Annotated in this window: 16 protein-coding genes and 2 pseudogenes; 13 read left to right on the top strand and 5 right to left on the bottom strand. The window is 59.9% G+C overall.

All coding sequences use genetic code 11. From position 1 onward, the window contains the following. Positions 1-194: 194 nt before the first annotated feature. From tssL to NKJ84_RS20875, 6 genes are all read left to right on the top strand, one after another. Entirely contained in the window at positions 195-1,703 is a 1,509-nt protein-coding gene (gene tssL / locus NKJ84_RS20900; protein ID WP_352508024.1) for a type VI secretion system protein TssL, long form, read from the top strand. 25 nt (positions 1,704-1,728) lie between these two features. Beyond that, on the top strand, positions 1,729-5,289 hold the full coding sequence (tssM, locus tag NKJ84_RS20895) for a type VI secretion system membrane subunit TssM (RefSeq protein WP_352508052.1): 3,561 nt from the start codon (positions 1,729-1,731) through the stop codon (positions 5,287-5,289). Between the two features lie 513 nt (positions 5,290-5,802). After that, positions 5,803-6,576 carry a PP2C family protein-serine/threonine phosphatase gene (locus tag NKJ84_RS20890; RefSeq protein ID WP_352479434.1) on the top strand — a complete coding sequence of 258 codons (774 nt, stop codon included), beginning with the start codon at positions 5,803-5,805 and terminating at the stop codon, positions 6,574-6,576. Between the two features lie 5 nt (positions 6,577-6,581). Next, the gene (locus NKJ84_RS20885) at positions 6,582-9,170 is read left to right on the top strand and encodes a serine/threonine-protein kinase (RefSeq protein WP_352508023.1); all 2,589 of its coding nucleotides are present in this window, start codon (positions 6,582-6,584) and stop codon (positions 9,168-9,170) included. A 12-nt stretch (positions 9,171-9,182) separates the two neighbouring features. Then, positions 9,183-9,689, top strand: coding sequence for a DUF1036 domain-containing protein (locus NKJ84_RS20880; RefSeq protein WP_352508022.1), 507 nt, complete (start codon positions 9,183-9,185; stop codon positions 9,687-9,689). Next, a complete protein-coding gene (locus tag NKJ84_RS20875; protein WP_352508021.1) occupies positions 9,686-12,016 on the top strand; it encodes a M23 family metallopeptidase in 2,331 nt (776 codons plus the stop codon). The genes NKJ84_RS20880 and NKJ84_RS20875 overlap by 4 nt, the downstream gene beginning before the upstream one ends. 99 nt (positions 12,017-12,115) lie before the next feature. On the opposite strand, the gene NKJ84_RS20870 is transcribed toward NKJ84_RS20875, so the two are convergent. Next, positions 12,116-12,652: an OmpA family protein gene (locus NKJ84_RS20870; RefSeq protein ID WP_352479445.1), complete on the bottom strand. Its 537-nt coding sequence runs from the start codon at positions 12,650-12,652 to the stop codon at positions 12,116-12,118. Between the two features lie 185 nt (positions 12,653-12,837). Between NKJ84_RS20870 and NKJ84_RS20865 the strand changes: the two genes are divergently transcribed. Continuing rightward, a complete protein-coding gene (locus tag NKJ84_RS20865; RefSeq protein ID WP_352508020.1) occupies positions 12,838-13,410 on the top strand; it encodes a DUF6931 family protein in 573 nt (190 codons plus the stop codon). A 129-nt stretch (positions 13,411-13,539) separates the two neighbouring features. On the opposite strand, the gene NKJ84_RS20860 is transcribed toward NKJ84_RS20865, so the two are convergent. The 3 genes from NKJ84_RS20860 to NKJ84_RS20850 all read right to left on the bottom strand — a co-directional run bounded on the left by NKJ84_RS20860 (position 13,540) and on the right by NKJ84_RS20850 (position 17,005). After that, the gene (locus NKJ84_RS20860; RefSeq protein WP_352508019.1) at positions 13,540-14,019 is read right to left on the bottom strand and encodes a hypothetical protein; all 480 of its coding nucleotides are present in this window, start codon (positions 14,017-14,019) and stop codon (positions 13,540-13,542) included. A 611-nt stretch (positions 14,020-14,630) separates the two neighbouring features. Next, entirely contained in the window at positions 14,631-15,884 is a 1,254-nt protein-coding gene (locus tag NKJ84_RS20855) for a caspase family protein (protein ID WP_352508018.1), read from the bottom strand. Positions 15,885-15,895: 11 nt separating this feature from the next. Further along, complete coding sequence (locus NKJ84_RS20850; protein ID WP_352508017.1) at positions 15,896-17,005, bottom strand: OmpA family protein; 1,110 nt, start codon at positions 17,003-17,005, stop codon at positions 15,896-15,898. Positions 17,006-17,546: 541 nt separating this feature from the next. On the opposite strand from NKJ84_RS20850, the gene NKJ84_RS20845 reads away from it, so the two are divergent. The 5 genes and pseudogenes from NKJ84_RS20845 to NKJ84_RS20825 all read left to right on the top strand — a co-directional run bounded on the left by NKJ84_RS20845 (position 17,547) and on the right by NKJ84_RS20825 (position 19,940). After that, on the top strand, positions 17,547-18,545 hold the full coding sequence (locus NKJ84_RS20845) for an NAD(P)/FAD-dependent oxidoreductase (RefSeq protein ID WP_352508016.1): 999 nt from the start codon (positions 17,547-17,549) through the stop codon (positions 18,543-18,545). A gap of 33 nt (positions 18,546-18,578) precedes the next feature. Continuing rightward, entirely contained in the window at positions 18,579-18,896 is a 318-nt protein-coding gene (locus NKJ84_RS20840) for a hypothetical protein (protein ID WP_352508015.1), read from the top strand. A 168-nt stretch (positions 18,897-19,064) separates the two neighbouring features. Beyond that, a pseudogene (locus tag NKJ84_RS20835) lies at positions 19,065-19,199 on the top strand (IS630 family transposase); the annotation flags it as partial. Between the two features lie 173 nt (positions 19,200-19,372). Continuing rightward, positions 19,373-19,741: a hypothetical protein gene (locus NKJ84_RS20830; RefSeq protein WP_352508055.1), complete on the top strand. Its 369-nt coding sequence runs from the start codon at positions 19,373-19,375 to the stop codon at positions 19,739-19,741. Continuing rightward, entirely contained in the window at positions 19,656-19,940 is a 285-nt protein-coding gene (locus tag NKJ84_RS20825) for a DUF982 domain-containing protein (RefSeq protein ID WP_352508014.1), read from the top strand. The genes NKJ84_RS20830 and NKJ84_RS20825 overlap by 86 nt, the downstream gene beginning before the upstream one ends. A 476-nt stretch (positions 19,941-20,416) precedes the next feature. Here the strand turns inward: NKJ84_RS20825 and NKJ84_RS20820 are convergent, their stop codons facing one another. After that, on the bottom strand, positions 20,417-20,782 hold the full coding sequence (locus NKJ84_RS20820; RefSeq protein WP_352508013.1) for a low affinity iron permease family protein: 366 nt from the start codon (positions 20,780-20,782) through the stop codon (positions 20,417-20,419). Between the two features lie 250 nt (positions 20,783-21,032). Here NKJ84_RS20820 and NKJ84_RS20815 point away from each other — a divergent pair. Continuing rightward, a pseudogene (locus NKJ84_RS20815) lies at positions 21,033-21,194 on the top strand (DUF2269 family protein); the annotation flags it as partial. Positions 21,195-21,515 lie beyond the last annotated feature (321 nt).

Here is a 21,515-nt window from a genome sequence, read left to right as displayed (position 1 = left end):
CGCCAGGCGGGTAAGCCTGATTGACCTGGGGGTCTGCGGCAGATGTCATATCGCGGCGACATCGTTTCTTGTAGCAAAGACTGCTGCGGACCAAGGGCTCGCTGGCCGGCCCCTTGCTTGCCCTATCCGGCCAGGAAAGATCTGGCGCCTCTCGAACGCGAGCGCGGACATTGCATCGCGGCGGCACATCGGCAATGAGCTCGAAGGACGATCCTTTCGGCCCGGTCGGCAAGACCGTCATCCGCACCAATCCAGGGCGCGGGCAGAATGCCAAACCAGCCGCAAACGAACCGATTGCCAAGTCGGTCAGGCCCTTGGACGTCAAGGAATCGACAGTTTTCGATCCTGACATAGGTCGGCATATGCCGCCGAACTGGACATCCGGAACCATTTTTTATCAGGGAGCGTCGTCCGGTGCAGCGGCCAAAGCCGAGACAGCCGAGTCAAGGCCGATCATTCAGCAGGAGGTGCTGCTCGAAGCCGCCGACACGGTCAAATATTCGACAGCAAATCCGATCCTCGCGGCGTCAGCACCATTGCTTGTCCTGTTCGGGCATCTCAGGCTTGTGCCGGTTGAAAGACAGGCGGCGCCACTGGCCGAGCATATCGCCGAAGCGATCGAGAGGTTCGACCGGACGCTGGAGAAGTCGGGCGTTGCCGAAGAGGATGCGCGGATCGCGAAGTTCGCCCTTTGCGAAACTGCCGACGATCTTGTTGGCAACCTGCCCTGGACCGGCAAGGACACCTGGGCACAGCGCAGTATGTTGTCGCGGTTTTTTCACCTCGAAGCCACGGGCGCCGGCTTTTTCGAAGCGCTAAACAAGGTGCTGGCCAATCCGGAGCCACACTTAGACCTGCTGGAGCTGATGCATGTCTGCCTGTCCCTGGGATTTGAGGGCCAGTATCGGGGCCTGGCGCGCGACGATATCAGTCTCGAACGTGTGCGGCGCGACGTCTACGAGACGCTTCGCTACTTCAGGGCCCGCGCCGGAGAGGACATCTCCCCCCGCTGGCAAAGCATGGCGGCGACGATGGTGCCGTCTTCGACCCGCCTGCCGCTCTGGGGCGTTGCCGCCGCGGCATCAGCCCTGCTGACGGCCGCGTTCTTCACGTTGCGCGCGTTCGTGACCGATGAAGGCGATGCTGCAGCCAGACAGTTGCTGGCGCTCAATCCCTCGACACCCGTGACGATCGAGCGCGCCAGTGTGGTACCCCCACTTGCCGAACCGGCGACAGTTGCCTCGCCTGCCGTAACCGAGCAGATCGACCGCATCCGCTCGGCACTGTCCACGCAAGTCGAGCGCGGCGGGATGACCATCGGCACAAAAGGCGACTTCATCGTAGTGGAGATCAACAATCAATTGTTGTTTCAGCCGGGCAAGACCGAAGTGAAGCCTGAGTCTCAGTCACTGGCCGAACAGATTGCCGCAGCCCTTGAGCACGAGCCGGGGCCAATCAGGATCGTTGGCCACACGGACAACGTGAAGCCACGGAAATCGAGCGCGTTCAAATCCAACTTTGACCTTTCGGTCGCCCGCGCGAAGGCTGTTGGAACAATGATCGCCGCGAAACTTAGCGATCCCGCGCGAGTGACCGCTGATGGCAAGGGCGCAGATGAGCCAATTGCCGACAATGCGACGTCCGAGGGCCGCGCCAAGAACCGCCGTGTCGACGTGATGATCCCCAAGGAGGAAACGCTGTGAAGACCGCCGGTGGGAAACGCCAGTGATGCGTTGGCTGCCGCGGATATTCAGCACGGCCGCGTTGGCCGGTTTCGCGGCAGCGATCTGGTTTGCTGGACCTTTGATCCGCTTCGCCGATATCCGGCCGCTGGGACCTGTTTGGTTGCGCGCGACAATCATCGGCACGATCGTAGCGACCGCGGCCCTCGTTTACGGAGTGCGCGTCTGGCAGGTGAGAAAGGCGCAAAAAGCGCTCGAGATCGTCATTGCTCGCGGCGACGGGGGCAATGACGATTCACCGGTGCTCGAGGCGCGCATGAGTGAGGCCATCGGAACACTCAAACGCTCGAGCGGCAAGCGCAATTTCCTCTACGATATTCCATGGTACATCGTCATTGGCCCGCCGGGCGCCGGCAAGACGACGGCACTGGTCAATTCGGGTCTGAATTTTCCGCTTGCCGGTTCAGGAGACGCCCAGCCGGTGGCCGGTGTTGGCGGCACCCGCTCCTGCGATTGGTGGTTCACTGAAGCGGCTGTGCTGATCGACACGGCAGGACGTTACACCACGCAGGATTCCAGTGCTGGAAGCGACAGCAAGAGCTGGCTTGCGTTTTTGTCATTGCTCAAGAAATTCCGCACAAGGCAACCGATCAACGGGGTCATCCTGGCCATCAGCCTTGCCGACCTCATCAGCCTCGATGACCAGCAGCTAGATGCCCAAGTCGTTGAAATACGCAGTCGCCTGAGGGAGATCCACCAGACGCTTAAAATCCAGTTTCCGGTGTACCTGCTGTTCACCAAGGCCGATCTTGTTTCCGGCTTCATGGAATACTTCAGCAGTTTCGAGGAGCCGCGCAGGCGCAAGGTCTGGGGCGCGACATTCCAGACCACAGACCGCAACAAGAACATGGCCGGTGAGGCTCCGGCCGAATTCGATGCGCTGGCGAACCGCTTGGCGGACGAGATGGCTGACCGCCTGCAGGAAGAGCTTGATCCGGTCTCGCGCATATCGATCTTTGGCTTTCCGGCCCAGTTTTACGCGCTCAAGGGGCGAATTGCCAATTTCGTGACCAGCCTGTTCGATCCGGTGCGCAGCCAGGTGAACGTCAGTTTGCGTGGGATCTACTTCTCGTCGGGGACGCAGGAGGGAACGCCCATCGATCAGGTCTTGGGCGCAATCGGCCGCAGTTTCGGCAACAATTCCCGCCCCCACCTGTCCGGGACCGGCAAGAGCTTCTTTTTGCACGATCTCCTGACCGATGTCATTTTCGCTGAATCCGGATGGGTTTCCTATGACCGAGCGACCGAGAGGCGGGCAGCGGCCCTCAGATATGGCGGCTTTGGCATCATAGCCTTGATCACTGCAGCGGCCCTTGGCGCGCTCGGGATGAGCTTCATGGCCAACCGCTCGCTGATCGCGTCTACGACGCAGGCGACGAGCCAATATCGCGAGACAGCGGACGCCCTGCTCAAAAGCACGACGGTCGCGGATGTCGACCTTGAAAACGTCATCGGGCCACTCGACCAATTGCGCAACATGCCGGCCGGTTTCGAAAGCAGTGACTCACCGATCCCGATCGACGAAACGTTCGGCCTGAGCCAGCGGGAAAGGCTTAGTTCTGCATCGACAACGGCCTATCGGCAAGCACTGGAACGAATGTTGCGGTCGCGTCTGCTTGTTCAGGCTGAGCGGACGGTCCAGGCGACGATGGCTGAGCCCGCCACGCTTTACGAACCGCTCAAGATCTACCTGATGCTCGGCGGCAAGGCACCCAAGGTCGATGACGCACTGATCATCTCTTGGATGAAGCAGGATTGGGAAAAGAACCGGTATCCAGGCGAGAGCAACCGGGAAGGACGCGCGCAGCTCGAAAAGCACCTACGCGCCATGCTCGCGTTGGACGATGCCTATGATCCAGTTTTCGAACTCAACCAGCCGCTTGTGGAAGCCGCCCAGCGCTCGCTCGGGCGCATGAGCCTTGCGGATCGCGCATCAGCATTGATCAAGTCGGCGGTGTATGCGGCTGCGCTGGACGATTTTGCCGTCTCCCAAAAAGCTGGACCGGAAGCGCAGCTTGTGTTCGAGCGCGTCGATGGCGGCGATCTGTCGAAGCTTCGTATACCCGGTCTCTACACCCAAGCCGGATTCAACAACTTTTTTCTCGGACAGCTTTCGCGCATTGCCCAGACACTCGTCGACGACCAGTGGGTTCTGGGCGGTGGCGGCGAGCAAGGCGACATCGATCAGGCGTTGCTCAAACTCGGCCCCGAACTTCTCGATCGCTACGGCAGGGAGTTCGCAGCCGCGTGGAACAGCGTTCTCGATGGTTTGAAATTCAAGGCCATGCTGAACGACAAGCCGCACTATGTCGCGCTTTCCGCCGTAGCCTCACCAAGCTCGCCGATCGAACAGCTTTTTACCGCGATGGCCGAGGAAACAACCCTGGCGCGCGACTCTGTCTCCGGCGCCGACTCGGGCACTGGGATGCAGGTCGGCACCGTCCTGCGCCAGTCCCAGGACGCCGCAGACATGGCCAAGGGCCTGGCTCGCATCGGCATCCAAATTGGCTCCGCAAAATCGCAAAGCCGTGCCGGTACGGGGTCCGAGAAATTTCATAGCCAGAACCCTGGGGCAAACATCGAAGCGCAGTTCAGGTCCTTCCAGGCTCTGGTAAGCGGTCCTTTCGGACACCGACCGATCGATGCGCTGACCCAGAATTTTCGCGACATCCACCAGAGCCTGCGACTGGCAACCGAGGTCCCTTCGCAGACGGAACGTGTCAACGCCAACCTGCAGCTGCAGATAGCCACCCTTCGCGCCAATGCATCGCGTCTGCCCAAGCAACTCGGCAGAATGGTCAACGCAACTGCAGACGAATTTGAGGGCAACGCGGCTGAAATTTCGTTGACTAATCTGAATGAGATGCTCGACCAGGCCGTCACGCAGCCCTGCGAGAAGGCGGTCAACGGCCGCTACCCCTTCGCCGGCGATGGTACCGAGGATATTGCGATGGCGGACTTCGCCAAATTGTTCTCTCCGGGCGGCCTGATGGACCGGTTCTTCGCACAAAACCTTGCTTCCTTGATCGACATGAGCGGCCAGGACTGGAGCTGGAAACAGGATGCACGCTTTGGGCGCGACCTGTCGAAGTCGACGCTGAAAAACTTTCAGCTGGCTGCGGAAATCCGCGGCGCATTTTTCCCGTCGGGCGGGTCAATGCCGTCAGTCAACCTGACCTTTACCCCGTTCTCGCTGAATGGAGATGCAGATGCTGCGGTGCTCGACGTCGATGGCCAGATCGTCCAGAGCAACCAGGCGGCTAACACGCCAAGCACTGTGTCCTGGCCGACCGGTGCGGCCTCGACATCCGCCAGTCTGAGGCTGACGCCGGAAATGCCGGGCCGCGAATCCGTTATCAGCTTCGAAGGGCCGTGGTCGCTGAAGCGGTTGCTGGACAAGGCGACGATCACCAGAAAAGACGGCACTGTTGAGGCGCGCTTCGTAATCGGCGGACGCGACGTCAGCTATACGATCCAGACCGGCTCCGGACCCAGCCCCTTCTTCCTTCCCGCACTTTCTGCTTTCAGCTGTCCGAAGGCGTTTTGAGAAGGATTTGACCTCGCCGAAGGCAAGTAAGATCGCGAAACCAAGCTAGGGTGAGGATCGATATTTTGAATATACCGACGCTCCTGTTTTAACGACGGGGTCGGCAATTTGCGCTGGGTGGCACGTCGCTCGCTCGGATCCTGAAAGATGCCGGGTCCTGACAGTGGCATCTAGGTCGTCGTCTGGAGCACCGATCAAGGCGAGATCGCACGGCGTCATTCCGGCGTTACCTGACTGGCTGCCTGGTTGGTTGTGGGATAAGAGCTGGAACACTTCGGCACCGGCACGTTGTGACAGGCGGGGAGATCGCAGGATGCGCAGTTGATCAGGCGACGGAGCGCTGTCGCGCCCTCAAATCATCACTTGAGCTCTTTGTCGGGGTGACCCGCCACGAAGGTCACGCGCTCAAAGCTAGATTTCGATATTTTAATATTCGAGCCTGTGGCAAAGTGGCGCCAGCGAGCGCCTTAGAGTGCGCTGCAGAGGACGCTTCGAGAAGCGCTTGGTGGCAAGTTGAGCGATGTCGCCCTTTCCTTTGAAAGCTTCGGCGTAAGCCACAATGGCTGTGTCCGTGAGCACAATGAAGACAACTATCTGGTCGAGCCACGAACCGGCCTGTGGGTGGTGGCCGACGGTATGGGTGGGCATGAAGCCGGAGAGGTCGCTTCAGCCAGCATTGTCGACCATCTGGCCACGATCGGCATTGCCAGTTCCGCCCCGGATCTTCGTGCGCGCTTCGAGGACAGGCTGAGCCGCGCCAACGCCGAGATCCGCAGGATCTCCGAGTCCCGCGGCATAACCATCGGCTCCACCGTTGCCGCCCTGCTGGCGATGGATGGGCGATTTGCTTGCCTATGGGCGGGCGACAGCCGGGTCTATCTGATCCGCAACGGATCCATCTCGCAGATCTCGAAGGACCACACCGAAGTTCAGGAACTTCTCGACCGTGGCATGATCAGCGCGGCCGAGGCGCTCACCTGGCCGCGCCGCAATGTCATCACGCATGCGGTAGGCGTCAGCGACGAAATCGTCATCGATTTCCAGCAAGGGGAAATCATGCCGGGAGACATCTTTGTGTTGTGCACCGATGGGCTGACGGCGCATCTGACCGACGCCGAGATCGGCGCCGCAGTTGTGACTGCAACACCTCAGGCGGCCTGTGAGGCTCTGCTGAAAACGGTGCTGGAGCGAGGCGGGACAGACAATGTCACGATTGTGCTGGTAAAATTCGCAAGCAGAAGCAACGGACACCCCCCCTACCCTGATCTGTCCAGAGCGGAGGGTTGAGGCTGATGAGCGCCGACGACAAGACGCGAATATCGCCGCAGCTGGCCAACACCGCCGTCGGCACGCAGCTCAGCGGCATCTACGAACTTGACGAGCGGATCGCATTCGGCGGCATGGGCGAGGTCTACCGCGGCCACAACATTCAGACTGGCGACCATGTCGCGATCAAGATCGTCCTGCCCGAATTTGCCCGCGACCCGACGATCTTGTCCTTGTTCCGCAAGGAAGCGTCGATCCTCAATCACCTCTCGCACGATGCGGTCGTGCGTTATCACGTCTTCACGATCGATCCAGGGATCGGTCGTCCCTACCTTGCGATGGAATTCGTCGACGGCGAGTCCCTATACGACATCATGCGACGTGGCCCTATGCCGACTGAGCAGGTGCGCAAGCTCTGCCATCGCCTCACGTCGGGTCTGAGCGCCGTGCATCAGGCAGGAGCAATACACCGCGACCTCTCTCCGGACAACATCATCTTGCCCGGAGGTCAGGTCGATCGCGCCAAGATCATCGATTTCGGAATCGCGCGATCGGCGACCGTCGGCGGGGAGACCCTGATCGGCGGAAAATTCGCGGGAAAGTACAACTACGTTTCCCCCGAACAGCTTGGGCTGTACAGCGGCGATGTCAGCGAGCAGTCCGACATCTACAGCCTGGGGCTGGTGTTGGTTGCCGCCCTGCGCGGGAAGCCGATCGACATGAGCGGATCCCAATTCGAGATCATCGAAAAGCGTCGGACCGTGCCTGACCTGTCCGACATCGATGACGATTTTCGTGACATTGTCGAAGCCATGCTGCAGCCGGATCCGCGAGACCGCCCGGTGAGCATGGCGGAAATTGCCAGGATGACGCGTGACGAGGACGAAGGGACAACGCCGCCGACGTTCATCCCAAACCGCGACAGGCCGGGTTTGCCACGAGCGGGGCAAACCCTTGCGCCCGACCCGAAGGCCTCGTCCCCGCCATCCGATGTCTTGGGCCATAGCGGGCCTTTGGCAGGCTCGGGTGGGCAGCGCTTTGTCCCGCATGTCCGACCAGCGCTGCTGTCCGAACCTCGGGCCTCACCGGTCGCTGCGCCGCCACGTGCCCTCGTTGGTGCTGTTCGCGGAACATCTACAAAAGGCCGAGGCATCGCCATCTCTGCCTTCGCGACATTGGCTCTCGCCTCAGTTGCCGGCCTCTATTTTAGCGGCTTTATAACGCCCACCGCACCGAGCGCTGTCAAAACCTCGCTTTCCGCGCCAGAGCCACCGCAACTTGCACCACAAGCAACAACGCCTTTCCCGGATGCATCAATTCCTGAGGCAGAGGCGTCAAAGCCGCTGGCGACGGACAATGATGCGCACGCGCCTGAGCCGCCACAGGCAGTTCCAGCCCCAAAGCCGGAAACGGAAGCTACATTAGCGCCAACTGAAAATCAGGCGGAGGCCGCCGCGGCCAGAACGCAGCCGCCGGCAGCGTCGCCCAAGATGCTCCCGCAAATGCAGGAAAAGTCGAAGCCGTCGGCAAGCGCGGCGCAACTGCCGGCCGAAACCGCAACGCCATCATTTCAGCCCGATACGCCCTCGCCGCCTGCCACGATTGCTCCGGCTCTCCCGCTGGTCGACAAGGCTCCGGCGCCGCGCGCCGCGCAGCCAGACGCCGCACCGAGCCAAAAGCCTGAACAGCAGGCAAGCCCGCAGGCGGGGGCGAAACCGGCCGTGCCAGCTCCCGAACCGGCTGCGGGCCAGGCAGGTGCGACGAGCCCAAAGGAGCAGCAGGCCGTCCTGCCGCCGCCCAAACACCAGGCGAGCGTGCCGGCGAAGACGATACCAGCACCGCCCGTTCCCGAGCCGGCTGCACGCCAGGCGGATACGACGAGGGCAAAGGAGCAGCAGCCCGACCAACCGGCGGCCGGAGAACCAGATCCGGCCATGGTCGCCCTGAACTTGCCCAAGCCGGAAGTTGCCCCAGTAATCGACGAGATAGCGCAACGTGTGTCGTGGGTTCGCGACTTCAGCGGCGGCGACTGTTTCTACGCCGCCGTAACCTCGATAACCGATAAGACCGCTGCGATCGAAGGATTTGGAACCGCGGTCCAGCCATTCGAGCAGATGCTGGCTGATTTCCAGGCAAAGTTCCACGTTGAGCCGGACATCAACGTGCGCCTTATTGAGCCGAGCCAGTGCGAAGTCACCAACTTTCTGCGTTTTCTGGGGCAGACTGCTGGCGAGAAGCCGCAGCTTGTTCTCGATCGAACATCGGTGCCGAACGGTACGCCGATCAGCGGTACGCTGGTATCGCGTGGCGGGCTCATTTCCAGCGTGCTGCTGATCGACCACAAAGGCATGATGTTCAACCTCGATGACCGCATGGTCGTTCACTCGGACAAGGCTACCTTCAGCATCCCGATCGGTCTCGGCGCCGCCGACAGGGCTGCAGGCAAGGCCGTGCCGCAGATCATCATGGTGATCACCGGGCCCCAGGACATCCAGGCGGCTGCGATCTCCACGCCAGTGCCAGCCTCACGGCTGTTGCCCAAAATTCTCGAGGAAATTGAGGCCAACGGTTCCAAGTTTTCGGCCAGTGCCAAGTATTTCCGACTCGGCGGCTAGCATGGGCGTCCGATGGAACTGCTTAGCTCGCGTTCGCCCCGCTCGTCTTCCGACCTGCCCGTAAAGCAGCGTGGTCGGCTTCGAACCTTGCTTGCCTCGATGAGCCGGATGAGGCTTGCGGTCGTTTCGGCCGCCGCGTTGCTAGCCGTGCTCTCGTGCAACGAAGCGCGCGCCGAATTCACGGTGTGCAATCAGACGCTCGACGTCGTCAACCTCGCTGTCGGCCAGGAGGTGGACAATGCCGACCAGACCGACGGCTGGTGGACCATCGGCGCAAATCAGTGCGTGAACGTCATCCGCGAAGAACTGACGAACCGCTACATCTACCTCTACGCCACCGACGTTTTCGGCCACGCGATCCTGACCGGATCGACCGAAATGTGCATTGAGCGGCGACGTTTCTCGATACGCGGCATCGACGAATGCTGGCAGCGCGGCCATATTGCCGCGCGATTTGTCGAAGTCGATACGCTTGAACAGGTGCGGTGGACGTTTTTCCTGACCGGAAGCAGTCCGTGACGCACGCTATCGACACCAGCTTCAAGGAAAAGAAGCAAGCACGCGCTGCCCTTCGCCGGCGCACCTTTTGGCGCAGGCTTCTTGCCGGCCTCGCCACGGTTTTCCTGTGTTCGATTGCAGCCGGCTTCTATCTCACCGCGGACTACTGGTCATTTGGCGACGAAGACGAGGAGCTGCATGCGGTCGAAGGAGCCGACGATGTGCCGGCCGATGCCTCTGTTTATGTGCCTGCCATTATCGGCCTCGCGGGAGACCCGATGTGGATCACGCTCGCACCCGATTCCGGCGCCGCAACGAAAGGCCGCGTCGTTCCGCGTCCGGCCGAACTCGACCAGGCCGGGGTTTCGTCACAGATCGAGATTTTGTCCGACGTCATGCTTAGCGCCAGCGAGAAATTCATGACGACCATACCGTCGACGCAGGAGGATTTCGCATTCTTCCAGGCGCAACGAAAGACGGCCCCCGCAGCCTCCAGCGATCTGCAGAACGATCTTCAGCCATCTCCTGCCGCGGATGAACCCGCCCCTGCCGCCGATCAACTGGCCGAAGCCGATGACCCGGAGGCCGGCTGGGGTGAAACAATCGATGCAGGCGATGCAGCTCTTCCCGCGTTCCACAAGACCCAGATCGAAAACAACACCAGCGTCGCAACTGTCACGAACGAATTTCAGCGGTTCGAGGCTACGGAAGACACGTTCGTGAAGATCCTCAACGATCGCAGTCTGGATAGCGTTGCGCTCGATGCACATTTCTCCGCCGACGACGCCAAGCAGGCAGGCGAGGCGCTGAAGGCGCTCTTCGGCCGGGACGGCCTGGAACCGGGCTATGTCGTGGCCATGCGTGGATACCGACCCAACCGCGAGACGACAACGATGTCCCTCATGCAGGTGTCGATCTACGCCAAGAACGTCTTTGTCGGTACGCTGACGCGCAATGCCGCGGGCGTGTTCGTTTCGGGCGTTGATCCTTGGGTACGGGAAGATCTTTTCAACTACTCGGGCGCGCCGGCGGAAGGCGCCCACAAACGGCAGTATCGTCTGCTCGACGCGATCTACTCGACAGCGGCACGCAACAGCGTTCCGACCGGCGTGATCGGCGAAGCCATCATGTATCTGTCGAGAGGACAGGATCTGGACGCCTTCGCAAGCGAGGACCAGCGTCTTGTGCTGATCTATTCGCAGATGCCGCGCGGCAAGGACGAAGGCGCTGGGCGGGTGCTGTATGTGGGTGTCCAGGGCACGACAAAAACTCTCGACTGTTTCGTTTTCCAGCAGAGCGATGGCCAGTTTGCATGCGTGACAGGCGACGATCAGGTCCGCTCGCTGACGGTCACCAACGGCATGGTCACACCGGTCAACGGGGTGTTGACCTCGACCTTCGGGCCCCGCAAGCACCCAATTCTGGGCACCGTTCGCATCCACAAGGGCGTCGACTGGGCGGCGCCGGTCGGCACGCCGATCGCAGCCGCCTTCGATGGCGAAATCAGCTTCCAGGGCGATGGGGGCGGCTATGGCAATCTGGTCAAGATTTCCCACGGAAACGGGCGCGAGACGCGCTATGCGCATATGCAGAAATTCGCAATCGTGGGCGGCGTCGGCACCAAGGTGAAGGCAGGTGACATCATCGGCTACATCGGCACCACCGGACTGTCGACCGGACCGCACCTGCATTTCGAACTCTACCAGAATGGCGCGGCGATCGACCCGCTGGGCACAGTTACTGCGGTCGCTTCGGACTTTTCCGCCGTGGAAACGCTCACCGACCGCATCGTCCACGTCGAAAGTGGCGGCAGTGCCCGTGCCAAGAACCCGAATTCTTCAGCGACCGGTGCCGGCCAATTCATCACCAAGACCTGGATCCGTATGATGAATACATACCGCCCTGAACTTGCACGCACGCTCTCGACCGCCAACCTGCTTGCCCTGCGTTACGACGCCACGATCTCGCGCGAGATGGTTCGCAATCTGGCGCGAGAGGGCGAAGCCTATCTTCGGGCGCGCGGCCACCAGATCACAGCCGGCCGGCTCTATCTGTGCCATTTCCTCGGCATGGAAGGGGCGCATCAGGTGCTGTCGGCGTCGGGTTCGGCGCAACTGAGCGCCGTGCTCGGATCAGCCGTCATTCAGGCCAATCCCTTTCTCACCGGCAAGACCGCCAGCTATGTCGTGGACTGGGCCGAAAGGAAGATGGGTCGAAAGCTCAGCCCAGCAACGACCGCGAGCCAGCAGACGACGACCACCACTGAAATCCGGCAGACATCGCCCGAGTTCGCAAAGTACAAACACGTGATCATGGCGATGCTGAGCTCCGTGCAGAACGCGCTTTGAGCCATCGCAGGCGTTCGTAAGAAAGGGTTCAAACGACTGCCCTGCTCGCGGCAAAGCCGTTGTGGCTCGAAACTGCCGCACAGTTTTCGGCGGCGTGCGCTACTCGGTCTTTATGCGCATTTCCACACGGCGATTGACAGCATCGTATGGGTTGGGGCTGCGCGGATGCGCTTCGCCCAGGCCGATCGGATTAATCCGAGCCGCCTCAATGCCGCTTGATGTCAGGAAGGACGTCACAGATTGCGCTCGTCGCTGTGAGAGCCGCTCATTGTAGTTCGCCGGACCGGAAGCGTCAGTGTAGCCTTCGACGACGAAATGGAAACTGCTAAGCCGGTTGTCCTTCAGGGCCTTGGCAAACTCCGCGAGCTCGGCGCGCGCGGTTGCGTCGAGTTCGGCCGAATCGAGTCCGAAATTGATCAGCATGTCGAGACTGGATTTGCCGGCGGGTCCCTCGTTTGGCTTACTCTTGCTCTTGCACTGCTCCTCGGTGCCGACACAAATTCCGCGCGACTTGCCAAGATCGGCCGCGCCGGCAAAAAACTTGACGATGTCTTCTGATTTCTGGACAGGGTCGGCGCAAACATGCGTTGAGAAAACCATGACCGCCAACACCAAAGGTGAACTGGCCCACCGCATAGCGGTTACTCCTGTTGAGCATCCGATATTATCAAGCGTGAACATACCAAATTCCGAAGCAATTGTCTGCGGGAAGCACCGAGCCGCGACTGTATCGCCGTTATCACTCCGCTGCGAGTAGAGACTTGACCAGCGCCGCGCTGCGGGCTTGAGTGCTGACAGGCTCTCGATGAAAGCGTGGCGTCATGGCCAACGGGCTCCGATTCAAAACGGCACGAGATCTTTTCCTAGCTTGTCCCGCCGCTGCCCGAGACATGCGAACCCTTCCAACCGAACAGCATTCGATCGAGTTTTGCCGCGATCTCCTTGCAGGGCGCGTTCCCGAAGAGGCAATCACCTTTTGTGCCTACCTGCTGCCGGATCGGGCTGCGGTCTGGTGGGCTCATGAATGCCTTGGGCATTTGAGCGAGCTGCTCGATGAAACCGATCAACAACTGCTCGCACTCGTCAGCAACTGGGTCAGCGAACCGGGCAGCGCCCACCATCGTGCCGCGCTGGGCCAGGCAGCGGCAGTGCCCCCTACAACCCCGGGCGCCTGGATTGCCTTGGCTGCCGGATGGCGTGACAATGGCCTTGGTGCTTGCCGATCCGTCGGCCGCACAGCAGTACCACCCGCCTCACCGCCGTTTCCTGCCGCCCATGCCGTCAATGCCGGAGTTCTGGCAGGGCTGGCGCGTGTTGCACTCGCGGACCGTTTTGCCATTCTATCTGCCTTTGTCGAAATGGGTCTACAGATGGCCGACCCCTCAGTGCCCTAAGGTCATCTTGCCCGGAACTTAGGAGAGATCAACAAACGATTTCCTGTGGAATGGGAGGTCGGAAATATTCCGTGTTTCTTTAAGCGGGTGATCGGATAACTGGCTCGCGCGATGACGACCTTGTGCCCCCTAGGCTCCACAAAGGCCTGTGGGCACAGCGTTGTTATGTACCCTGGCGACGTCCTCGATCAGTTCGGTTAAGGTGCGGACCCGTAAGTCGGACCTATCCCCTATGTTTCCCACATCTTTGGTCACCATCCCCGGCGAAGACATGGACACCGCCCCGCTCACCTTAATGTTGACGGTAAAGGTTCTTCTAGGCGCCTTCTCCAATTCTCGCTTCCTGTAGATCTGGAAACGAATCGACGGGGTTAAAGCTTTGACCTGCCGGCGTGGCGCGGTGTCTATGTCGACAGCCACCTCGCCTGCCACGTCAGCCTTGGCCGCCTCCAGCGATGCAATCACGACGTCGTTTAGCCAAGCCTTTGCTTGCTCGCTGAAGTCCGCCATGGGGGCATCCCGTTTTCCCACCTCCGCGCCGCCGACGGGCTCCTCCTGCTGACGGCGAGCTTTCTTCCCGCGCTCAAGGGCTTCTTTAAACTTTGCCATCCCTGTTGCTCCGATTTGTCATCAGACCACCCCCGTCAGATCGGCTATGGCGCCCTCCCATTTCACTAGAACGCGCACAGTCGGGGTACGTTGCGTTGGGGAGCCTTTGGGTTCGCCACTGTCCTCATCTGGCACGCTCAGAAACCTGACAACGGAATGGTGATTCTTGCCGGCGGCGCGCCGTAAACGGTGTGATTAAGGGCGTTTACGTTGAAGATTGCGATGCTGGTCATTCGCCACCTCAGGCCGATCCGTCGATTTACAGAGCGCCGCTGCCGGCAGGCTCCCCAGCTTCGAACCACAGTCGGTAGCTCTCCCGCATGGCTCGAGCACCAGCCTTCGAGGGGCCAACAATGGCGAGACGTTCCAGTTGCGCGAGCGGGTGTCGCGCGGCCATTTTCGGTCGCAGACGCTCGAGCGTAGCCCGCGGTTCAACATCCGCCACATAGAAATAAGCCTCCTTAGAGGCTGTTTCGAAATTCGCTCTGGCGAGTCATATGGTGGTGGTTTCGAGAACCGGAGCAGCGGACATTTGGGTCCGTGAGAACCGGAAGCGCAGATTGGTCCCATGGCCCGTTTGACCACGAATTTTCAAACCGAAGGCCCAGATCTTACTTGCAGCCGCCTTGCGCCCACTTGGCTAGCGCCACCTTGAAGCGCGTCCCGAGGGGATGTTGCAGACGCAGCACGGACACATCGTTGGCGGCGAAATTCTTCGCCTGTTCGCACAGCCGAACCTCATCCCACTCGTGGCAGCCATTGCAGTGCTTGCCCTGCCACACCGCTTTATCGAGCCCTTCCACGGGAGCAAAGAGAGGCTTGCCCATGATCAGCTCGGCGATACTCTTGCCGTCGATCTTTGGATCTCCAAAATCGACAGGTCGGTCGAAAAAGATCGGATCGTCCGAAGCCAGTTTCGGAATTTTCTGCCGCAGGACATTAAGCGCAAGCTGTGCCTCATCGTCGCCTGACGAATTTGCGGTAGCGTTGCGCCCATCCGAACCGTCTTCCGCATGTTGCGGAGCGGTCGCTTCGCCGACGATCAGCGGCGCGTTGAGATTGACCCTGTGCAAAACGACCTCGGTGGTCAGCGAGACATTGATCCACGGGCGCTGCTTGCCGGCCGTTGCTTTGAAGACATCGGCGGTGACCATGTTCATCGCGTCGGTGATGGAGACGTTCGAAGCCCCGATATGGGCAAGCAACGCGGACGTGAACGGCGAATGCTCGCTCGATCCGTCATAGGCAACCTGATTGGGACTGGTGGAAAAGGCGACCAGTGTACCCGCACCGCCATTCTCGATCGGGATTTCGGCAAGCCCGCTTCTCGCTCCCTTGACGCCTGCGGCCTTTGCCAAGACTTCAGCCAGGGGATTGTCGCGACAGGCGTCGAGGAAAATCAGTCTTATGCTGGTCTCGCGCGACATTTGCCGCAAAACGAACTCGACAGGCACCGCCTCGAAATCCAGCGAAGTCTCGTCTTCCAATGCTGCATCAACCGGAAGGAGATAGTTGCTGCCCGAAACCTGCAAACCATGGCCGGCGTAAAAGAAAAGCGCAATGTCGGCGCCGCGAACCTGCTTTGCGAACTGCGCAATCGTCGTCTGGGTCTGCAATTTGGTCAGATCGAAACCGGAGACGACTTCAAAGTCCAACTTCGAAAGGCGGTTGGCAACAGCCTGCGCGTCCCGGACCGGGTTGGTCAGCGCCGGCGCATGCTGGTACTGGGAGTTGCCAAGGACCAGAGCAACACGGCGTTCCGCATTGGCCGCCGTCAATGTCAATAATAGCGAGAGCGTCGCCAGCCCGATCGCGCGCGGGGCACTGCCAAAACAGGCAATCAGATGGAAGCCCCACCGGAACAAGAGGTCCTTCCTCAGTTGACGAGTTTGGTGGCGGAAAACTCGATCCGCCGATTGAGCGCCTTGTTCTTCGGCGTATCGTTAGCCGCGACAGGCCGCTCCTCGCCATACCCGGTTGCCGTGATCTGCGTTCGTGCAATACCCGCGGCGACGATGGCATCGGCAACGGCCTGGGCTCTGCGCTCCGACAGCAGCTTGTTGGAGGCAGGCGAACCATCGGAATCGGTATAGCCAGAAACTTCTACCTTCAGGCCTGGGCACTTGCCGACCACGCCAACCACCTCCGCCAACAGCGGGCGGCTTTGGTTGTCGAGCCGCGCGCTCGCCGACCGAAAGTAGATGGCCCCAGTGCGGGAGAGCACCGCGAACCGGTTAAGGCACTCTTCTTCGCTGAAATTCGCTTTCGCGGCATCGGTGGCGACGGGCCCGACGTCGGCAGTACTTGCCGCGACTGTCTGCACGGCCGCGGGCTTACTGTCGCCAGCGTTGAACACAAAATCGAACGATACCGAAGCGGTCGGAACAATGTTGGTCACATTGGCGGCTTGCTGCAGCTTGTCGACATTCGGCAGCAGTCCGAAGTCCTCGACATGCACGGCAACAGGCGCCTCCGAAGCGACGGAGACCATGCTGTCGCTGATCATGGTTACGACGACATTGGCCTCAAGATCCTTGTCGACGCCGTGCAGGTTGAGGCGAAATGGCAGCACTGCCTTCACCCTTCGCTTGGTCGCCAGGTCTGCAAATGCGGCAGGGTCCACTTTTGCTGTCAGTTCGGCGGACGGATATTTGAATGTCTCAAAGAAAAGGAACCGCATGCGGACATTGCGAAGGTCGACACCAGTGTCGACGGAGTTAAGGTCAAAAGTGATCTTGGCCTCACCCGTCGAAGAAAGAGTGCCGGCTATGTTCCTGATCTTGTTGGTTTCGACGATCGTATTCTTCTTGACCGACTGGTAGGTGAGCACGGAGGCGGTCGGGTCGAGTGTCCAGTTCGTCTGTGCATTGGCGCTTTCCAGCCCAGGTAACAGCAGCACCGATACGGCAACGATCAGGCCAAGGGTGTTTAGGGCGAAGCAGCTTCTCGAGCCCGTTTTCCACCAGTCTCCGACGACTTCGAACATTGGACCCCCCACAGGACAACAGCCTTCCGCGTTGCAACCGCGAACTGTGCCGTGCCAAGGAGCATAGAACAATTGTCGAGGCTTGGCGAGCATCGGCGAATCGACCGCAAGGTGTAAATTCCGCTCAGGTCCCCGGGCTGCGGAAGTCCGGCAAAATGGTGATGGACGAACACTTGCTACCCAGCAGTCTTGTTGGCGGATATTGGAGCTGACTGAAGAACCCGCTATAGCACCTGCCCCGTCTTTGAAGGCCGGTCACGGTGGACCAGCCCAAGTGAGGGAAAAGCCCGCCTGCTCCATCCTGCTTCTGCCGCGGACACCTACTCCCCAGCCCGTCGTCGACGCTATTCTGTCAGTCTCCATCTCCATTCCGCGCTGAAGATGGCTTCCCTTGGCAGGTCATCAAAGCACTATCCCAATGGCTGAACTGTCCGGCGAATTGGGAGCTCCACGTTTGTAACCAAATGGCGTGCTCCGCGTTCTCTTCAACGGCGTTCGACTATGCGCTCGCGATGCAGCCGTGTGATTTCAGGGTTTCTGGATGGTCAACCGGGACAGGAGCCGGCATGAAGGAAGCTTCGACTGCCTGATCGTAGGTGGCGGGCCAGCGGGCCTAGCAGCTGCGACTTATCTTGGAAGATTCCGAAGGCGAGTAATTGTCGTCGACGCAGGTGAAAGCCGTGCAAAGCGGATTTCCTTGACGCGCAACTGCCCAGGCTTCCCGGACGGTATCACCGGCGCTGACCTACTTGACCGCCTCGAACTGCAGGCTGCTCGATACTGCGCGAGCTTGGTCCAAGACAGGATCGTATCCATTCGCAAAACGAAGGCTGGGTTTTTGGCGGGCGCTTCATCTCCCATTCGTGCCCGCTCGGTGCTCATTGCTACCGGCGTTGTTGATATCCTGCCAGATTTTCCTGGCGTTACCGACATGATCCAAGCTGGCGTCTTGCGATTGTGCCCTATCTGCGACGGCTATGAAGCCATCGACAAACGGGTGGCCGTCATCGGACCGATCGAACACGCAATGAAAAAGGCGTTGTTCATGCGCACCTTCACACGGGATCTCACTTTGCTGATTACCGATCCATCCGAGCCCTCCCCCGACAAGCGTACCAAGCTCAAGAGGGCCGGTATCGAGATCGGCGTATGCAGACCCAATGCCGTTTGCGCCACGCGCCGGGAGGCGGTCGTGGAACTCATCGACGGCGGAACGCTGTCGTTTGACACCATCTACCCTGCGATGGGCTCGACCATCCGCTCGAGGCTCGCGGTCGACCTTGGTGCATGCTGTGACAAAGCGGGCAATCTCGTCGTAGATTCGCGCCAGCGCACCGCAGTCACCGGCCTTTATGCAGCCGGAGATGTGGTCAATGAGATCAATCAGCTTGCCGTAGCATTCGGTCACGCAGCGGTCGCTGCAACCGACATGCACAACTATCTTGCAAATGGCGACGGCGAATATTGGTCCAGGCCGAACACGGCCCACGGTGACACCAAGCGCACGGTGCCAGGCGCCGACGCCGAAAACAAAGCATGAGGAACGAAGAGGCACGGCGACCGTTCGTGATCATTGAGTTTCATCATGTATCTTTTTCAAATCCTGCTACCTCGCGCGGACAATTCCGGCAGACCGTTCCCCAAACAGGAATTCGACCGGCTCAAAGAAGAACTGGCCCAGCAGTTCGCCGGCGTCACAGCCTTTTTGCAGGCACCTGCGGAAGGGTTGTGGCGGCAAGGCGGCGAGTGCAGCTATGATGAGATCGTCATCTTCGAGGTGATGACGGAGGAGATTGATCTGCAAGCCTGGCGAACACGCCGTGCTGACCTTGAGCGACGCTTTCGTCAGGACGAGGTGATCATCCGTTACTCATCGATGGGCGTCGTGTAAGATGCGTAGAGGTTCGGTTCCAGCGGCGGGCAGGTTCGACGCAGGTTGACCAGAGTGGCAAAGGCGCGGCGCTCGAAGTCCGTTACACGATGCACATCAGCTCGCGGCGATCAGCAACTCTTTTTAAGTTCGGGTCTGTGACGGAATCTCTGTAGTAAGGCTCACGTCGTCCGGGCGCTGCTGCGAGCAAAGGCCGAGAGAACCATCAAGGCTCTCTGGGACGCGGTCGGCGCGGTCGTCGACCTCTTCACCCCAGCCGAATGTGCCAACTACTTCAAAGCCGCAGGATATGAACCGGATTAACAGGACGTGCTCTGGGTTTGTGCCAACGCGTACTTCAACGGCTCTGCACCGACGACACGTCGACCCCTCGCCCTTGGATGGCGACGTCTCGCATCTCGCATTTTGAGGGGCAAAAGCACGAGGGCGAGCTCCTCGAAGCTAGACCCCGAAACGGACAGCCCGGCAGCACCACGGTGGAACGTTTCAGAGCCGCCGTGATTCCGATTTATGGCCTGCCCACGGAGATCATCGTGCCCATGGTTCGTAAACCGCGCCATGGAGCCTGTCGGCGATTTGTTCGCTTCAGAATTCGGCGACCCGCCAACGGGCGTTATTTTGAGTTTAGCTTTGCCCCGAGAAGGCCTGTTCAGTCTCAATTGCATCGTGTAGCGGGACTTAAAATCGCGAAGCTGCGCGTTCATGCAACCTCCGCTTTCTCTTCGCGTTTAGCCCCGTTCAATCCTGGCGAGCGAGAAAATGCCGGCGTTCATTCCGATTACAATTTACCTGAATTGCAGGCCAATGGTGGTTGCATCAATATCCGACGCTGCGAAAGCACTTGAACAACCATGGCCATACGTGGCCAAGCCGCGGCGGCTCGAAGCCGTCCGAATGATCAGGGAATGCTTGGCCGGTCATTGCAACCAACAAGCTGCGATCGATGCCTTCAAGGCGGCCGCAATCGAACAGGGACTTTTTACGCAAAGGCCTTCGAGCGTAGGCCTAACGAAATTAGATGCGGTTGTTAGAGACGTGGTGTGAGCTCATACCGCTCTCCGCATCTGGACCGCAGGCAGGCTTCGCCGACATCACTATGCCGACGCCTCCCACGGCGTCGACGTTCCCTGGAGAATGCGGCAGCGCTCGACGGCGGTGTTCTTCCAAATAATGCGGGTCAAAGCCGGGAGACCTGCCCATAGCTTGGAATTGCTTCCGCCAGCTCTGCGAAAAGATGCACTCCCACGGAATACGATGGGCCGCAATGATTCCGACCGGGGCACAAACAGTCCTCGAGCTGCCCCCCTAACTGCAAGTCCGGCGAGCCCGCTCGCGTCCATCCCGGTTTGCAACGGCCAGACTTCTTGCCGACTACCACAGTGCGCATACGTTAGATCAGCCATTCTCCGCTTATAAGCTTACTGCTGCTGCGCATCTCGTTGCGCTTGGCAGCCGCCGGCGGGACTTGAGCGACCGCTTCGTGCAGGACTCAGCTTGCCATGATGGCTTTTGAGTAGCGCTCAGGCGTCAGAAACTCCCCCGTGCTTGGTTTCTTGATCAGCCGCCGCCGCTTCCATTTCGAGCCGCGCCAAATGGGCCTTAATTTCCTCAGGCTCGGCGTGCTCCAGCCCGACGACATTGTTCCTCGTTTCCTTCAATGCAACGATAATTTCATCGAGCTTGGCATGGATGGCAGCAGTGTCGCGATAACCCTGGATCAGAACAACGCCGGTAATCACAATCGCAGCTACTGAAAGCGCATAGGTGATTACGCTTGTTAGGCCGAAAGGGACCATCGCAGTGCAGGCTATCATGGCCACGATGATCAGATAAAAGCCTGGCGGCCGGGACAGAAAATCAGCAATTACAAAGAGAAATCGGTTCATGTGAATCCCCAACCAAATGATGAAATCCGATTCGGGCTCGTTTTTGGGTGCTCGTCAATGCGGTCCGAAATGCGGACGGCTCTCGCCATGAGCCAGCGGAATAAGGAGCCCGGACTGTGCATGAAAGGTTGCTGTGCAGTCTCCTTACTTTTCCCTCATGCGGGAATGTGGCGTCCCATCATCCTCTCCGGATAGGACGTGAGGGTTGGCTTACTTAGTCACCTGCTTTCGCTGTCGCCAGCGGTGCCATAAGATGCGCAAGCTGGCATCGCAAGCCGCCGCTGGCGGTGCGCCGTTGCCGCCGCGATACCATCGGCTCTTCTGGTTGTGGTTCGCCTTCGGCTTCCCCGCCTTCGCTGCCGTGCTCGGGATTTTCTGGCTGATGATCGCGCGGCCTGCGATCAGGTGGTAGGTCGCAGGCAGGTCCCACTGCGATAATGCCCAGTCAAAGCACTCCGAAAGAATTCCGACCCATGCAGCGCGAATATCTCCCGGAGTGCGCCTGCGCCTCGACCTGTAAGTCGCACCGGAGTCCGGTCTCGTATCATTTCCAATCGCGCGCTCACGCCCATCGGCACAGGACAAGATCCCGTCTTGAGGCTGGTTAGGCTTCGCTTACAAAAAGATGATGCCTGAGGGGAACACGGGAAGCACATGCAAGTTCGGTGCGCAGTGGAGGAGATTGCGCCATGAACAGTGTTATTTATCTCATCGGCCTTGTCGTCGTCGTGCT

Origin of the sequence: Mesorhizobium sp. M0048 (genome assembly GCF_040323405.1) — a bacterium.
Lineage (GTDB): Bacteria > Pseudomonadota > Alphaproteobacteria > Rhizobiales > Rhizobiaceae > Mesorhizobium.
The sequence above is the reverse complement of the archived record's forward strand: the minus strand, read 5'-3'. Positions and strand labels throughout refer to the sequence as shown.

Bases quoted from the DNA above. Each gene is read 5' to 3' on its own strand.
- tssL (WP_352508024.1), top strand. From the start codon at position 195: ATGAGCTCGAAGGACGATCCTTTCGGCCCGGTCGGCAAGACCGTCATC.
- tssM (WP_352508052.1), top strand. From the start codon at position 1,729: ATGCGTTGGCTGCCGCGGATATTCAGCACGGCCGCGTTGGCCGGTTTC.
- NKJ84_RS20885 (WP_352508023.1), top strand. From the start codon at position 6,582: ATGAGCGCCGACGACAAGACGCGAATATCGCCGCAGCTGGCCAACACC.
- NKJ84_RS20880 (WP_352508022.1), top strand. From the start codon at position 9,183: ATGGAACTGCTTAGCTCGCGTTCGCCCCGCTCGTCTTCCGACCTGCCC.
- NKJ84_RS20870 (WP_352479445.1), bottom strand. From the start codon at position 12,652: ATGCGGTGGGCCAGTTCACCTTTGGTGTTGGCGGTCATGGTTTTCTCA.
- NKJ84_RS20865 (WP_352508020.1), top strand. From the start codon at position 12,838: ATGGCCAACGGGCTCCGATTCAAAACGGCACGAGATCTTTTCCTAGCT.
- NKJ84_RS20860 (WP_352508019.1), bottom strand. From the start codon at position 14,019: ATGGCAAAGTTTAAAGAAGCCCTTGAGCGCGGGAAGAAAGCTCGCCGT.
- NKJ84_RS20850 (WP_352508017.1), bottom strand. From the start codon at position 17,005: ATGTTCGAAGTCGTCGGAGACTGGTGGAAAACGGGCTCGAGAAGCTGC.
- NKJ84_RS20845 (WP_352508016.1), top strand. From the start codon at position 17,547: ATGGTCAACCGGGACAGGAGCCGGCATGAAGGAAGCTTCGACTGCCTG.
- NKJ84_RS20825 (WP_352508014.1), top strand. From the start codon at position 19,656: ATGCCGGCGTTCATTCCGATTACAATTTACCTGAATTGCAGGCCAATG.
- NKJ84_RS20820 (WP_352508013.1), bottom strand. From the start codon at position 20,782: ATGAACCGATTTCTCTTTGTAATTGCTGATTTTCTGTCCCGGCCGCCA.